This is a genomic window from Vitiosangium sp. GDMCC 1.1324 (assembly GCF_003044305.1).
Classification (GTDB): Bacteria; Myxococcota; Myxococcia; order Myxococcales; family Myxococcaceae; genus Archangium.
This window is the reverse complement of sequence record NZ_PZOX01000010.1, coordinates 20,787-35,239: the sequence shown is the minus strand read 5'-3', so window position 1 is coordinate 35,239 and position 14,453 is coordinate 20,787. Positions and strand designations below refer to the sequence as shown.

The window sequence follows — 14,453 nt, the reverse complement described above, 5'->3', positions numbered from 1 at the left end:
GTGGGGTCCTCGGGGAATGGGCCTCAACGCCGGGCCTGGATGGCCGGGAGGATGAATTGCGGAAGCAACTCCTCCCGGAACTTCTTCCAGACCGGAAACTGACCGTAATTGCCCCCGGTGAACATCACGGTGAGGTCGAGCTCGGGAACGACCATCACGAACTGTCCGCCGTTGCCCCCGGCTTCATACTCCGCATAGGTCCGATCGCCGACGCGGATGTCGTGGCGCCACCAGGCATACCCATACGTTCTATCGGTGCTCATGTTCGAGTGGTGGGCCGTGGAGCGCTCGACCCAGCTCCGGCTGACCACCCGTTTTCCGTTCCACACGCCGCCCGCCAGGTAGAGCTGCCCCAGCTTCAATGCATCGCGTGGGCGCATGTAGAGACCGCCCCCCAGGTAGGCATCACCCGTCGGCATCAGGTTGATGTGGTACCGGCGTATCTGGAGAGGCGTGGCCAGGGTGCGCTCGAAGAACTCCGGCACCCAGGAGCGCGTCGTGTTGCGGAGGACTCCCCCGAGCAGGTTGATGCCCGCGGAGCAATACACGGCGTTCTCTCCCCCGGGGGCGTGCTCGAGTGGCAGATCCAGCGTGTATTGGTACCAGTTGGTTTCCTGGTCCTGGAGCCGGTTCTCGTTGCCGGGGGACTCGTCGTTGTTGTCGTCGCAGGCGAGGCCCGACGTCATCGTCATCAGGTGCTCCACCGTCAGCGCGGACTTCCGCGGGTCCGGTTGGGCGGTGCTGGGGTACTCGGGGAACAGCGGGTAGACGGGTGACTCGGCGCGAAGGGGTGCTCCCTGGTCGATGGCGATGCCGATGAGCACGGGCGCGAAGGTCTTCGAAGCGGAGCGGAGGTCGTGGGGGCTCTCCTTGTCGAAGCCCTGGAAGTACTCCTCCAGGACGAGCTTCCCATGGCGTGCGATGAGCAATCCCTGGATGGCGGGTGCCGCGCCGGGGCCGGGTTCGGTGTCGAGGATGCGTTGCACCAGGGCGGTGATGGGGCGCGGATCGATGCCGACCTCCGTGAGGGATGCCGTCGTCCAGCCATCCGCTTCCGCGATGGGCTTGCGGTAGGAATACGGACCCGGAGCGGGTGTGCGTGCATGGAGGCGCGGGGCCTGGTTGCGATCGCGCCGCGTGAAGTCGAAGGGGCCCAGGAACAGGATGGGGAGGGTCAGCCGCTCGGATTTTTCATCGTAGGTCCCCTCGAAGGCCATGTTGGGCTGCTGGGGGTCCACGAGCCGGAGCGTCGTGCCCGTCAAGGAGACGCGAAACGAGAGCCGGCTGCCGAAGTTCTTCTCGGGATTGCGGAGGAAGGCGCGGAGGGTGCCATCCGTCTCTTGTTGAACGACCAGGTAGAGCGTGAACCGGTCGTCCAGGGGCACCACGTCACCGCGCCAGACGTTCTTTTGAAGGGCACGGAGCTCGACGGGCGTGGCGTACCGGGTGCCGCCCACGATGACCTTGGGTTGGATCCAGTGGCCGCGAATCTTCTGCCCATTGGGAGACAGCGTCCCGCGAAATTCTCCCTGGCCCCCAGGCAGGACCACCGAGAGCGTTCCCTTCTCCAGACGCCCTGGCACCTCGAAGCCGGCGATCCTGGCCTGCCACGTGTCCCCGTCTTGGAAGAGCGTGAGCTCGCCTCGGACCTCGGGGCCGAAGACGCGCTCGCTTCCCCAGACCCCCACGAGCCGTGCCGCGGGATCCGCGCTGACTGGGGAGGCCGGCTCCGCCGCGCTTGACTGGTACGACACCGACATCAGGAGCAGCAGGGCTCCCAGGTGGACTCGAGCTGCGCAGGGCATGGATGAGGATCCTTCGGTGGGGGGGGAGGGCCGATGCCGTTTTCCGCTCTACGTAGGGCCCCGGGACCTATTGCGCTGTGCGGCACTTCACGCGGCGATCCTCCACGGGAAATGGAGCGGAAACTCGGGGGACGGAAGTGAAGACACTTCTTTTGGAGCCCTCCTTCCGGGCTCCAGGGAAGGCATCATGAAGACCATGGAATTGTTCGGAGTGATCCTGCTGACACTCGCTGTTGGCTGTGGCCCGATGCAGGAGCCCACCAGTCCTTCCGAGGAGCCCGGCAGTACGGCGACCCAGGCCATCGAGGCAGACAATGGCCTGACGATGAATGGGCTGGCGTTCAACGGGCTGGCCTTCAATGGACTGGCGTTCAACGGGCTGGCCTTCAATGGCTTGTCCAGCAGCAGCTTCTCCTCCTGGTTCCAGCAGAAGCCGGCGGAGGCCGACATCCTCATGAAGTACCTGGTCCGTTGCGCCGTCCCAGCCGGACAGACCCGGACGTACACGAGTGGCTCGACCACGTATGTCTGGTCTGGCGGCCTGGGGCTGGCACCGGGCTGGTCCAACGGCTCGCCAGCAACCCTGGCGGAGCAGCAGGTCGTCTCCGCGTGCCTGGCTGCCCTCGTCAACAAATACGGGCGCTCGGTCCTCGTCTCCCTCCTGGGCTCCAACGCGCTGGGGCAGCCCATCCCCACCACGGGCTCCGAGCTGGCGGACTTCCAACAGCGGGAGGCCTGCTTCTTCGGCAACCTCTTCAACGGCGAGGGGGTCTTCGTCGGCAACGACCAGGGCCTGCTGTCCCCGAACCAGAGCAGCCTCCGCGCCTGCGCGCTCACGGGCGCTAACGCATGCCCGCCGCTCATCCATGTGGGGAGCTGCCACTCCATCTGCCCGCATGACGCCACGGGGACGTACTTCTCGCAGTGCACCTACAATGGGGTCACCTACCGCCCCATCACCACCCGGATCCGCTACCAGGACATCTACACGTGCGGTGACGGCATCTGTCAGTCCACCGAGTCCTGCGGTAACAACAACCTTTCGGACAGTTGCAAGTTGGACTGCGGCACCTGCCGTTGACCTATGTGTCCTTCGCGGGTGCCACGCGGCCGGACGCGAGCACCCGCTGGAGGAAGTCGAGGAAGACACCAATCCGGGGCGCGGGAGGCCGGCTCCGGGCGTAGAGCGCGTGGATGGGCCGGCGGGGCCTCGGCAGCCCGGGAAGTACCTCGACCAGCTGTCCCGACCGCAGCTCCTCCTCGACGAGGAAATCCAGCAGGTAGATGAGCCCGTGTCCCTCGAGCGCCGCCGTGCGCAGTGTCTCCGCGTCGTTGGAGGACAGCGCGCCGTTCGGTTCGAGCCCGTCGCCCTCGCCCAGCCGCCACGGCATGGGTGCGCCGTCGCGAATGAAGCCCAGCCGGGTGTGCCGGTGGAGCTGCTCGATGGACTCCGGCACCCCGTGGGCCCGGAGGTAGCCCGGCGAGGCGCAGACCACCATCGCGCACTCGCCCAGGCGCCGCGCGGCCAGGTCCGTGTCCCGCAACTCCCCGATGCGGAGCGTGACATCGACGCCCTCGACCACCGGATCGATGGTCGTGTCCCGCAGCGTGAGGACGACCTGGACCTCGGGGTTCTCACGCAGGAAGCGGGGCAACCGGGGGGCCACCACCCTCCGGCCGAGCGCCACCGGGGCTTCGACGCGCAGCCGGCCCATGGGGCGTGCGTGACTCCGGGAGATGGCATCCCTCGCCTCGCCCAACTCGTCGAGGATGCGCACGCAGCGCTCGAAGAAGGCCGCGCCCGCCTCCGTGACGCGCAGCGAGCGCGTGGTCCGCGCCAAGAGTTGGACCCCCATCTCCGCCTCCAGCCGGGCCACGCGCCGGCTCACCGCCGACGCCGTCTGTCCCAACCTCCGTCCGGCCGCTGCGAAGCTGCCACCCCGCACCGTGGCCACGAAGACCTCGATGCCACCCAGTGTGTCCATCCCTCCATTCATACCATCGTGGAACGACCGTCATGCCGCGGTGGCTTCTAATCCCTCGGGCCCCTGCTCATTACGGTTCCTCCGCCAACGGGACTTCCTCCCGGAGAGGACACACGACATGCGGACACGACGACTTGGAGCGACCGACCTCGACATCACGCCCATCGGGTTTGGCGCATGGGCCATTGGTGGAGACGGCTGGTCCTATAGCTGGGGGCCCCAGGATGACGCTCACTCCATCCACTCCATCCACCGGGCGCTGGAGGCGGGCATCAACTGGATCGACACCGCTGCGGTCTACGGGCTCGGGCACTCGGAGGAGGTCGTCGCGCGGGCACTGAAGTCCTGGACGTCCGCGCAGCGCCCCCTCGTCTTCACCAAGTGCGGCCTGCTGTGGAACGACGCCGGGAAGATTCACCACGACCTCACCCCTGCCTCCCTGCGCCGCGAGGTCGAGGGCAGCCTGCGCAGGCTGGGGGTCGAGCGCATCGACCTGTATCAAATCCACTGGCCCGACTGGGATGGCGTGGCGACGCCGACGGACGTGTTGGTGCGGGCCTGGGAGACGCTGGCCGCCCTGAAGGATGAGGGCAAGGTGCGCCACCTCGGCGTTTCGAACTTCGGCGTCGAGCACATGCGTCCCCTCCAGGCCATCGCGCCCATTGGTTCGCTCCAGCCTCCGTACTCGCTGGTCCGCCGCGGCATCGAGAAGGAGCTGCTGCCGTGGTGCCACCAGCAGGGCGTGGGAGTCATCGTCTACTCGCCGCTCCAGTCCGGGCTGCTCAGCGGCCGGATGTCGAGAGAGCGCATCCAGGCGCTGGCGCCCAGTGACTGGCGCCGGGGCGCCGTCGACTTCCAGGAGCCCGCGCTGTCACGCAACCTTCAGTTCGTCGAGCAACTGCGTCCCATCGCGTCGCGCCATGGCCACTCGGTGGCGGAGGTGGCCATCGCGTGGACGCTGCGCGACCCGGCCGTGACGGGGGCCATCGTCGGAGCGCGCACTCCCCAGCAGATCGACGGGGTGGTGGGTGCCAGCGAGCTGCACCTCACCGAGCGCGACCTCCAGGACATCGAGCGCGCCATCGTGGAGACGCGCCCGTACTCTCCGGAAGGGCCGGTCGCCCAGAGCGCGGCCTGATTCGGGGTTCGCCCCTCTCGAGGGAAGATCAAGAGCCGGACGCGGAGGGCGCTGGAGCGGGGTAGAGCTCCGGGTGCAGGAAGGGCATCAGCGCGCAGGCCATCGGGCCCTGCCACATCTCGGCGCGCGTGAAGAGGCCGTTGCTCAGGATGCCCACCGCTCCGAGGTGCTTCTTGCTCTCGGTGCGGCCGGAGACCTGGTCCATCACCGGCCCCAGCTCCTCTCCGTTCAACACCCGGGCGACGACCGCCGGGGGGAGGGGGAAGCGCACGCCCCAGGTCAGGTTCTCCCGGCCCCCGACCTCCACCACGGCCACGCCGTTGATGAGGCTCCCGTCCGGGTCCACGCCTCCTTCGAGGCCCACACCCATCTGCGCTCCCGGGACGGCACCGAGCGCCGCCCGGGCCCGGTTGCGTGCCCCCGTCGAGGTCTCTCCGGGGCCGATGGGTTGCTCGCGCACCCCGCTGGGCACGTCGATGGGGATCACCGTGCAGCCGGGGAAGGCCCGCTCACAGATGGCCTTCACGGCGCTGGTCTTGGCCGGGTTCGTCGAGCCGACGGCGATGATGATGCTCATGGGACTCCATTCCTCCTTCAACCCACGACGCCTCGGGGCGTGAGCGGTTGGTCCAGCGGGAGCATTCCTTCCTCCTGGAACCAGCGCAGCGCCTCGCGGATGCCGAGCCGCACGGGCCTCGGTTGATAGCCCAGTTCCCGCATCGCCTTCGTTGACGACTGGTACGCCGGCAACGGCAGCGCCTGCAGGAACGCCGTGTTCACGTGCTTGAAGAGGTCCGGTGACAGCCGCCCCACCACGTCTCCGAACCTCCCCACCGCCTTCACCACCCCGTCCGGCAGCGGAATCCTCGGCGGCGGCACCCCCGCCTCCTCGGCGCACAGCGTCAGGAACTCGCGGAAGGGGAGGTTCTCTCCCCCCAGGATGTAGCGCTCCCCCGGGCGTCCCTTCTCCATGACGAGCCGCAGCCCCCGGGCCACATCCTGTGCGTTGACCACGTTGACCCCACCACTCGGGTATACCGCCACGATGCCCTTCGCCACGAGCAGCAGCAGCTCCCCCGTGGACGGCCGCACGTCGTAGGGCCCGAGCACGAAGCCCGGGTTGCCCGCCAGCACCTCCAGCGCCGGCCCCGAGGCCTCCAGCGCCAGGCGCTCGGCCTCCCGCTTGGACTCGTGGTAGGGGTTGTCCCCCGGGTAGTTGTAGGGACTGTCCTCGGTGGCCGGCTCGCTCAGCGTCCCATGGCCGACCGCCGCCACGCTCGACACCACCACGACCCGCCGCACTCCCGCCGCTCGTGCCGCGTCCAGAACGTTTCGCGTTCCCCGGGCGTTGATTCGGGACACATCCTCCCGAGTAAAGGGATCGAACCGGACGATGCCCGCCACGTGGTAGACCCGCTCCACCCCTTTCATGGCCCCGCGAAGCGACTCGGCGTCCAGGACGTCGCCGAGCACCTCGTCGTAGCTCAGCCCGCGCAACCCCCGGCGGTCGCTGCGCTCCCGGACGAGCAGCCGGGGGCGCTCTCCCTGCTCGCACAGCAGGTGGGCGAGGTTGGCCCCTACCAGCCCTGTTGCCCCCGTCAACAATGTCGTCATGTGCTACTCCCTCCCGGGGAGGATGCGCTATAGGTCGTGCCCCATAGATGCCCCCCCTTCGGGGCGTCAACCGCGAGATGACGCGAGACTCCACTGAAACACCGCCAGCCGGTGAACCGACGCTCCAGTCTGCGCCCGATGACGCGCGCGAGGCTGTGGTCTCCGAGGCAGGGTCCCTGGACCCTCTCGAGGCATTGCCGGTCCCCGAGCCCGCGGAGGAGAACCCCCCACCCATGTCCGCCCTCCTGGAGACTCTCTCCGAGGATTCCCTTCCCGAGACCGAGTTCCTCCCCGACACCACCCCTTCCGGCGAGCCCGCGGAGATAGACCCCGACAAGCTCGACCCGGACGCCCTCAAGGTCATCCACCGCCTCCACGCCCATGGCCACCAGGCCTACCTGGTGGGGGGCTGCGTGCGTGACCTGATGCTGGAGCGCACCCCCAAGGACTTCGACATCGCCACCAGCGCCCACCCGGGCGAGGTGCGCGCCATCTTCCGCAACTGCCGCCTCATCGGCCGGCGCTTCCGGCTCGCCCACATCTACTTCAAGGGTGGGAAGATCATCGAGGTCTCCACCTTCCGCGCCAACCCCACCGAGCTCGACGCCTCCGGGGCCGAGAGCGGGGCCGACACCGGTGCCGAGAATGGCGCCGAGAATGGCGAGGAGGGGGGAGAGGCCGAGGAGTCGCAGGATCTCCTCATCACGCACGACAACGTCTTCGGCACCGCCGAGCAGGACGCCCGTCGCCGCGACTTCACCATGAACGGCCTCTTCTACGACGTCGCCGAGGGCCGGGTGATTGATTACGTGCGCGGCCGGCGCGACCTGGACGAGCGCTACATCCGGACCATTGGCGACCCGGAGATCCGCATGCGCGAGGACCCGGTGCGCATCCTGCGCGCCGTGCGCTTCGCCTCCAAGCTGGGCCTGGACATCGAGTCGCGCACCTACGCCGCCATGGAGGGGGCCGTCGAGGACCTGCCGCGCTGCGCCCCCGCGCGCCTGCTGGAGGAGACCTTCCGTCTCATCCGGGGTGGGGTGGCCGCGCCCAGCCTGCGGCTGCTGGCCGCGCTGGATGCGCTGAAGATCCTCCTGCCACCCGTGGCCGCCTATTTCAAGGAGAACGGCCGCAAGGGCCAGGAGACCTTCTACGCCTACGCGGAGGCGCTCGACCGGCGCGTGTCCTCGGGCGAGCCGCTGGATGACGCCATTCTGCTCGCGGCGTTGCTCGTGCCCATCGCCCAGGCGGGCCCCATCGTGGAGAGCCAGGACCCCGCGATCCGCCCCTCGGTGGCCCAGGGCATCGAGGACCTGCTGGCCGAGTTCGTCCAGTCCGCGCGGCTGCCCCGCCGCATCGCCGAGCGCTGCCGGCTGCTGCTCATCGCCCAGCGCACCCTGACGGGCGAGCGTCGCCGCCGCACCGGGGCGTTCCGCCGCCACCCGCTCTTCAACGACGCGCTCGTCGTCTTCGAGATCTCCGTCGAGGCCACGGGCCAGCACCGCGAGGCGCTCGAGGCGTGGAAGCGCGGCGAGGTGCCTTCCGTCAAGTCCACCGAGGGAGGCGCGTCCGAGGGCAGCGAGGGCCCGCGCAAGCGTCGTCGGCGCCGGCGCCGGGGTGGACGCAAGACCGGGGCAGGGGAGGGTGCTTCCGCCGCTGCCTCGGGGGGTGCTGGGGCCTCCGGTGGTGAGACCTCGGACGCGGGGTCCGAGGACTCCGGTGACGACGCCGACTCGGGCGATGACGCCGAGTTCAGCGCCGAGCCCAGTGCGGACTCGGACAGTGAGTCCGAGTCCGACGAGGGTTGACCCTCCCTACGGCTTGCAGGCGCAGCGCGCCATGTCACACAGCGCGCTCGAGCCGCAGATGCCACCGCAGTCGGGCTTGCAGACGCACTGGTTGCCCGCGGCGCTGCACTCCAGGTGGGGGCCCAGACAGAAGTCCGGCTCGTTCGGGGTGTAGTTCGGGTCATTCACGCACGGCACGCGGCCGTCGGGCGCCTCCACCGAGTTCACCCAGTACTGGTACGACACCGCCACCTGGGTGGTGTCGGCCGCGGGGCGGCAGGCGCCGAAGAAGGACAGGGTGCGCGCGCTGCCATCGAAGTCGAAGCCGTTGACCGTGCTGCGCGGGATGTCGTGGGCCGCCGTGCACACCGCCGGGTTGCTCACGTTCTCCATGGCCACCTTGATGGACGCACCGATGGGCGGCTTGAGGGTCTTGTAGCCCGCGTTGCCGATGGTGTCGTTGATGATCGCGTCCATGGAAGCCCCGATGGATGCGGTGTCGAGGATGGAGCCGAGCACGCCGCCCGAGGCGTTGACCACCGCGGCGTGGCGCTGCTGCGACATGCCTCCCACGGGCTGCGGGTTGAACTCACGCGTCGAGTTGGACAGGTCGCAGGTCCCCGAAGAGCAGCCGCAGGCCTGGCCGGACGGGCACACGATGCCGTGCACGGGGATGTGCTTGCCCGTCTTGTTGACAGGCGCCGGCAACTCCGAGGTCGTCCCGAAGAAGGTCATGAAGTTGGTGACGCTCTCGCAGCCGGTTCCTGCCTTGTCAGCTGTTCCCCCCGTACCGCAGTTCTGGGTGGTGGTGCTGTAGCCGGTGGTCTGATCGTCCGCGTCCCCGAGCAGCACGACCACGAGGGCGGCATCCTTGCGCGCCAGGGTATCGGACTCGGCGGCGCCCGGCTCCGTGCCCGGCGTCATGTCATCGATGGCCCTGCGGGCCGCTCCGAGCACGCCCTCGGTGCCGCTGCCACTGATGCCAACCCAACAGCCGCCATTGGCGCCCTGGGAGGTATCGCCGGGGCAGAGAGCGGGCGCGGGAACCGTGGGGACCCCGCTGCAAGCGCCCCCCGAGCAGATGCTGTCCTGCGTGAGCCACGACTTCACCTTGTTCACGTTGCGGGTGAAGCGCCGCAGTTTGGCCACGTTCGCCGTGCTGCCCGAGGCGCTCTGGTGGTAGCTCGACGTGACCATCGCCATGCGCCAGTCCAGCGACGAGGCGTTGAGCGCGTTCACCGCGGACTCGGCGGCAGCGGCCAGCGACATCTGTGAGGCCACCATCGAGCCGCTGTCGTCCACGACGAAGAGGAAGTCCACCTTCGACGAGTTGAGCGTGAAGCGCTCGCACTGCACCCCCGTGGGCTCGCCGAACTGGGCGAGCGCGGAGCCATCCGAGAGGTTCTTGACGGAGAAGGCCGCGGGGCTGTCGCGGTAGCTGCCCGTCATATTGGCCAGGGGGGCCACGGCGATGAGCACCACGAGGCTCTGGGGCGAGCGGTGCACGAAGAGCGTCTGGAGCCGGAAGTCGCCCGTGACACCCGCCGCCGTGCTGTTGAGACGGCCCGTGCTGCCGGGCACCAGCGCGTCCACCAGTTGATTGGTGCGGCTCTTGAGATCCGTGGTCGTCCCCGCCTGGTCATAGAAGGCCTGCACGGCACTGAAACCTTCCCAGGTCTTGAACACCTGGGCGGTGCGGTTGCTCAGGGCGCCCTTGGATGCGATGGAGGGCCGTAGCGCCTCCTCGTCGCCGAGCGGGTCCGTGGCACCCGCGGGCGGCGTGGTGCGGAAGGCCAGGAAGGTGGTCTTCGTGGTGCTGTCGTAGCCCACCAGTCCCTTCACGTCGGTGCCCGACCTGATCTGGACGACCTCGGTGAAAGAGGGGGGCAGCGCCAGCTTGATGTCCGGCCCGCTCTCGGACTGGAAGGACACCGGGCGCAGATTGCTGGTGGTGCAGACCTGGCCGGCCGGTCCCGTCGCATCAGGTGTCAGGGGATCCAGCTCACCAGGGTCCAACCTGCCGTTCTGGTTGGAGTCCTCGGCGCCATCGATGATCCCGTCCCCATCGGTGTCCGGGTCGGTCGCATCCGTGGTCGTGCCTGGGCCCATGTCCGGGAGGAAGTGGGTGCAGGCCACCGGGTCCACGTTGGTGGTGGCTCCCAGCTCCACGCCGTCCAGGATGCCGTCACCATCGGTATCCGCCTGGAGAGGGTTGGTCTCGTTGAGCTCCCTGTGTCCGTTGGCGTTCTGGTCCTCGCCCTTCACGCTCCCGGTGCTCGGACCATCGACCAGCCCGTCACAGTCGGTGTCCTTGCGCAGGGGGTGGGTCTCGTTGTCATCCACACTGCCGTTCTTGTTCGCGTCCTCCACGCCGTCGCTCAGTCCGTCACCGTCCGTGTCCGGGTTGACCGGGTTCGTGTTCAGCGCGGTGTTCGCGTCGTGTGGCAAGGTGCAGTTCGTGCCCGGCACCGGGGTGTTGATGCCCAGCTCGAGCCCGTCCTGGAGCCCATCCCCATCGGTATCCGCCAGACCCGGGTGGGTGTGCTGACCATTGCCCCGATCCGTCGTGAACTCGACCGCGTCGCTCAGGCCATCACAGTCGGTGTCCTTGAAGGTGTTGTTCGGGTCGGTGGGATCCGTGGGCAAGGGCGTCGGGCCGCCGCCGCCATCCGGTGCGCCTGGGCCAGCATCCGGAACACCCGGGCCAGCATCCGGTGAGCCCGGGCCAGCATCCGGTGAGCCCGGGCCAGCATCCGGTACGACCGGGCCGCCATCGGGGACGACCGGGCCGCCATCCGGCACCTCCTCGTGGAGGGTGAAGGTGGCCGTCACATTCTTGTCGGCGTTGAGGGCGAGGGTGCAGGTGCCCGTGCCCGAGCAGTCGCTTCCAGACCAACCGGTGAAGGTCGAGGTGTCATTCGGCGTGGCCGTGAGCGTGACGGTCGTCTCGCTCGCGAACCGGGCTTCGCACGAACCCGTGCAGGCGAGCCCCGTAGGGGTGGAGGTCACGGATCCGCCGCCGCTGCCGGACACGGTGAGGGTCACGGTCCGGGAGGCCGTGCACACGTGGGCCTGGCAGAGACCGCTGACGCAGTCGCTCGCGCCCTCGCACTTCTTCGTGTCGGCACACTTGCCGCAGGAACCACCGCAATCGGTGTCCGTCTCGGTTCCATCCTGGGTGCCGTTGGTGCACGAGGGATCCGCGGTGCCCGCGTCACCGGTGTTGCCACCGTCGGGATTGCCACCATCGGTGTTGCCACCGTCGGGGTTGCCCTCGCCGGGGTTGCTCCGGACGCACCGGGAGCCCTGGCAGACATAGCCCTCCGAGCAGTCCACCGTCTGGAGGCACTCGGGGCGACATTCGCCCTGGATGCACAGGTTCGGCTCAGCACATTCCGAGTTGTAGTGGCACTTCGGTTCTGGCTGCGGGCAGCCCGTGGCCGTCGTCAGGATGGCTACGAGCAGGGATATCCCGAGGAACGGTGTTCCACGGGGTGATTGCGATTCACGAACAGAAGACACGAAATGAAACCCCCTCTGCACAGGCATCGCTGAGGACCTTCTCAGCCGCGTGCTGGCGGGGGCAGATTAACAATCGCGTACCACATGCCGGCTTGGAATTGTCGGGCCGCACCTCCGGGCCCGTGTGGAGAAGCGAGCGGCCAAAGAGGCGCAGGGTCCAGCGAGGGCGTGCCTGCCTGCCCATGCCGCTGTCTGTAACCGACATGGCGCGTCATGCGTTTCATTCAAGGAGACCGCCGGCTCCAGAGCCCGGCCCTTTCTCCTAGGAGTCCGCGCCCATGAAGATACCGATGCGGAGGGGTTCCCTGCTCGTCGCGCTGCTAGGCCTCGTGGGATGTGCGGACCCCGCGCTCGCGCAGGAGGGGGGCGCGGCGAGCAACCCGTCCACGGCCTCGGAGGCACGTCCGATGAGAGAGCAGAAGCCCCATGACAAGAAGAGCGACGAGGAGTTGCGCCGCACGCTCTCGCCGCTGCAGTACGAGGTGACACAGCAAGAAGGGACCGAGCCACCCTTCCGGAACGCGTACTGGAACAACCATGCCGCGGGCATCTACGTGGACGTCGTCTCTGGTGAGCCGCTGTTCAGCTCGTTGGACAAGTACGACTCGGGCACCGGCTGGCCGTCCTTCACGCGGCCATTGGAGCCGGGCAACATCGTCACGAAGGACGACTTTTCGTTCTTCGGCCGGCGCACGGAGGTGCGGAGCAAGGGCGCGGACTCGCACTTGGGCCATGTGTTCGATGACGGCCCGCCGCCCACCGGCCTGCGCTACTGCATGAACTCGGCGGCGCTGCGCTTCGTGCCGGTGGAGAAGCTCGAAGCCGAGGGCTACGGCCGCTACCTGCCGCTCTTCCAGGAGGAGCAGCCGGGCAGGTAGGCCGGACGGGCCTCAGAGGTGGCGGGTCTCCGCGGGGGGCACCCACCAGTTGTTGTTGCGCCCGTCCATGTACTTGATCGGCGCGCTGACGAGCTCTTCGGGCGTTGCGTCATCGAGACAGGCGAGATTCACCGAGACGTACGCCCCGCCCATCTCCGGAATGTCGCCCCGCCCGAAGGGGCGCACGCCGCAGTGCTTGCAGAACAAGTGCTGCGCGCTTCGGGTGTTGAACCGGTATTCCGACAGGTCTCCCTCCCCCGAGAGCAACCGGAAGGCATCGGGTTTGATGATCACGCTCCAGTTCCGGGTCTTGGCGCAGATCGAGCAGTTGCACCTGCCAGTGCCGGCGCTCAGGTCGATGTTGGCTTCGAAGCGAACCTTGCCGCAGTGGCAGCTACCGTGGAATGTCTTGGTGCTCATGGCGTCATCCCTGGTGGGTGTGGCGAACTGTTGAACCTAATGTGCCCCCAGGGAGTGACAGCCTTATGTCAGGTTAGTTGGGACGCTTGGGCTTCTTGGGGCGCTCCGGGTCCGGGTCCGCCTCGGAGGTGCCCGCGATGTCCGCCGTCGTCACCGCCTTCGTCCCGAAGCGCTCGGCGATCCGGTCCAGCACCGCGTTCAGCTTGTCGCTCTTCTTCGGTTTCTCCGGCTCCGTGAACAGGCCGAGCTGCCTTTCTTCTCCGCTCCCCATTCCCAGCTCCTGCATCGAGACGCCGGTCAGCCGCACGGGCTTGTCCTCGTGCGCCTTCTCCAGCAGCTCCTTCGCCACCCGGTAGAGCGTCTGCCCGTCATCCGTCGCCAAGGGCAGGGTGGTCCTCCGGGTGATGAGCGTGAAGTCCGCGAACTTCACCTTGAGCTGCACCACCCGTCCCTTCACCCCCGCGCGCCTCAGCCGGCGCCCCACTCGCAGCGCTTGCGAGTGCACGTGCGGGCTTAGCGCCTCCATCCCCGTCAGGTCCTCGTCGAAGGTGTCCTCGGCTCCCACGCTCTTGGCCTCGCGGTCCGGCACCACCTCCCGGGGGTCGATGCCCTGGGCCAGCTCCCACAGGTGCCGTCCGCTCGAGCCCCACCGCGCCTCCATCCACGCCACGTCCCGCCGGGCCACGTCGCCGATCGTCTCCAGCCCCGAGCGCTTCAGCGCCTCCTCCGTCTTCGGCCCCACCCCCCACAGCCGGCCCACGGGCAGCCCCGCGAGGAACGCCACCGTCTCCTCCGCCCGCACCTCCCGCTGACCGTTGGGCTTCGCCACGTCCGAGGCGATCTTCGCCACGAACTTCACCGCGGCGATCCCCGCCGACGCGGGCAGGCCCGTCTCCGCGGCGATCTCCTTGCGGATCCGCCTCGCCATGTCCGCCGGCGCTCCGAACAGCCCCACCGACGCCGTCACGTCCAGGAAGGCCTCGTCCAGCGACAGTGGCTCCACCAGCGGCGTGTACCGCTCGAAGATGGAGAACACCTGTTCGCTCGCGTCGCTGTACGCGCTGAAGCGCGGCTTCACCACCACCGCGTGGGGGGCCAGCTTCATTGCCCGTGCCATGGGCATGGCGCTGCGCACGCCGTACTTGCGCACCTCGTACGAGGCCGCCACCACCACGCCTCGCCGTGCATCCCCGCCAACAATCAACGGTTTGCCGCGCAGCTCCGGGTTGTCCCGCTGCTCCACCGACGCATAGAAGGCGTCCATGTCCACGTGGATGATGGCCCGCATCGGACTCACTGTAGTG

The 14,453-nt window shown here is 68.4% G+C and carries 10 protein-coding genes and 1 pseudogene; 4 read left to right on the top strand and 7 right to left on the bottom strand.

The features are described from left to right. Positions 1 to 23 precede the first annotated feature (23 nt). Positions 24 to 1,805: a serine hydrolase gene (locus DAT35_RS27490; protein ID WP_108070400.1), complete on the bottom strand. Its 1,782-nt coding sequence runs from the start codon at positions 1,803 to 1,805 to the stop codon at positions 24 to 26. Positions 1,806 to 1,992: 187 nt separating this feature from the next. On the opposite strand from DAT35_RS27490, the gene DAT35_RS27485 reads away from it, so the two are divergent. Then, entirely contained in the window at positions 1,993 to 2,886 is an 894-nt protein-coding gene (locus DAT35_RS27485; protein WP_233261745.1) for a hypothetical protein, read from the top strand. Position 2,887: 1 nt separating this feature from the next. On the opposite strand, the gene DAT35_RS27480 is transcribed toward DAT35_RS27485, so the two are convergent. Beyond that, positions 2,888 to 3,790, bottom strand: a complete 903-nt coding sequence (locus DAT35_RS27480) for a LysR family transcriptional regulator (protein WP_108070398.1) — start codon at positions 3,788 to 3,790, stop codon at positions 2,888 to 2,890. A gap of 118 nt (positions 3,791 to 3,908) precedes the next feature. On the opposite strand from DAT35_RS27480, the gene DAT35_RS27475 reads away from it, so the two are divergent. Beyond that, positions 3,909 to 4,928: an aldo/keto reductase gene (locus DAT35_RS27475; RefSeq protein WP_108070396.1), complete on the top strand. Its 1,020-nt coding sequence runs from the start codon at positions 3,909 to 3,911 to the stop codon at positions 4,926 to 4,928. A 28-nt stretch (positions 4,929 to 4,956) separates the two neighbouring features. Here DAT35_RS27475 and yjjX read toward each other — a convergent pair whose 3' ends face one another. Both yjjX and DAT35_RS27465 read right to left on the bottom strand, forming a co-directional pair. Then, the gene (yjjX, locus tag DAT35_RS27470) at positions 4,957 to 5,505 is read right to left on the bottom strand and encodes an inosine/xanthosine triphosphatase (RefSeq protein ID WP_108070394.1); all 549 of its coding nucleotides are present in this window, start codon (positions 5,503 to 5,505) and stop codon (positions 4,957 to 4,959) included. Positions 5,506 to 5,522: 17 nt separating this feature from the next. Beyond that, complete coding sequence (locus DAT35_RS27465; RefSeq protein ID WP_108070392.1) at positions 5,523 to 6,542, bottom strand: NAD-dependent epimerase/dehydratase family protein; 1,020 nt, start codon at positions 6,540 to 6,542, stop codon at positions 5,523 to 5,525. Positions 6,543 to 6,619: 77 nt separating this feature from the next. Here DAT35_RS27465 and pcnB point away from each other — a divergent pair, with 77 nt between their 5' ends. Further along, the gene (pcnB, locus tag DAT35_RS27460; RefSeq protein WP_108070973.1) at positions 6,620 to 8,350 is read left to right on the top strand and encodes a polynucleotide adenylyltransferase PcnB; all 1,731 of its coding nucleotides are present in this window, start codon (positions 6,620 to 6,622) and stop codon (positions 8,348 to 8,350) included. Between the two features lie 6 nt (positions 8,351 to 8,356). On the opposite strand, the gene cglD is transcribed toward pcnB, so the two are convergent. Beyond that, entirely contained in the window at positions 8,357 to 11,851 is a 3,495-nt protein-coding gene (gene cglD, locus DAT35_RS27455) for an adventurous gliding motility lipoprotein CglD (protein WP_158501901.1), read from the bottom strand. Positions 11,852 to 12,270: 419 nt separating this feature from the next. Between cglD and msrB the strand changes: the two are divergent. Continuing rightward, a pseudogene (gene msrB, locus DAT35_RS27445) lies at positions 12,271 to 12,729 on the top strand (peptide-methionine (R)-S-oxide reductase MsrB); the annotation flags it as partial. Between the two features lie 12 nt (positions 12,730 to 12,741). Here the strand turns inward: msrB and DAT35_RS27440 are convergent. Together DAT35_RS27440 and DAT35_RS27435 are read right to left on the bottom strand one after the other, a co-directional pair. Continuing rightward, entirely contained in the window at positions 12,742 to 13,149 is a 408-nt protein-coding gene (locus DAT35_RS27440; RefSeq protein ID WP_108070385.1) for a GFA family protein, read from the bottom strand. Between the two features lie 73 nt (positions 13,150 to 13,222). Beyond that, complete coding sequence (locus DAT35_RS27435; RefSeq protein WP_108070383.1) at positions 13,223 to 14,437, bottom strand: DNA polymerase IV; 1,215 nt, start codon at positions 14,435 to 14,437, stop codon at positions 13,223 to 13,225. Positions 14,438 to 14,453: the final 16 nt, after the last annotated feature.

Bases quoted from the DNA above. Each gene is read 5' to 3' on its own strand.
- DAT35_RS27485 (WP_233261745.1), top strand. From the start codon at position 1,993: ATGAAGACCATGGAATTGTTCGGAGTGATCCTGCTGACACTCGCTGTT.
- DAT35_RS27475 (WP_108070396.1), top strand. From the start codon at position 3,909: ATGCGGACACGACGACTTGGAGCGACCGACCTCGACATCACGCCCATC.
- DAT35_RS27435 (WP_108070383.1), bottom strand. From the start codon at position 14,437: ATGCGGGCCATCATCCACGTGGACATGGACGCCTTCTATGCGTCGGTG.
- DAT35_RS27440 (WP_108070385.1), bottom strand. From the start codon at position 13,149: ATGAGCACCAAGACATTCCACGGTAGCTGCCACTGCGGCAAGGTTCGC.
- DAT35_RS27490 (WP_108070400.1), bottom strand. From the start codon at position 1,805: ATGCCCTGCGCAGCTCGAGTCCACCTGGGAGCCCTGCTGCTCCTGATG.
- yjjX (WP_108070394.1), bottom strand. From the start codon at position 5,505: ATGAGCATCATCATCGCCGTCGGCTCGACGAACCCGGCCAAGACCAGC.
- DAT35_RS27480 (WP_108070398.1), bottom strand. From the start codon at position 3,790: ATGGACACACTGGGTGGCATCGAGGTCTTCGTGGCCACGGTGCGGGGT.
- pcnB (WP_108070973.1), top strand. From the start codon at position 6,620: ATGACGCGAGACTCCACTGAAACACCGCCAGCCGGTGAACCGACGCTC.
- DAT35_RS27465 (WP_108070392.1), bottom strand. From the start codon at position 6,542: ATGACGACATTGTTGACGGGGGCAACAGGGCTGGTAGGGGCCAACCTC.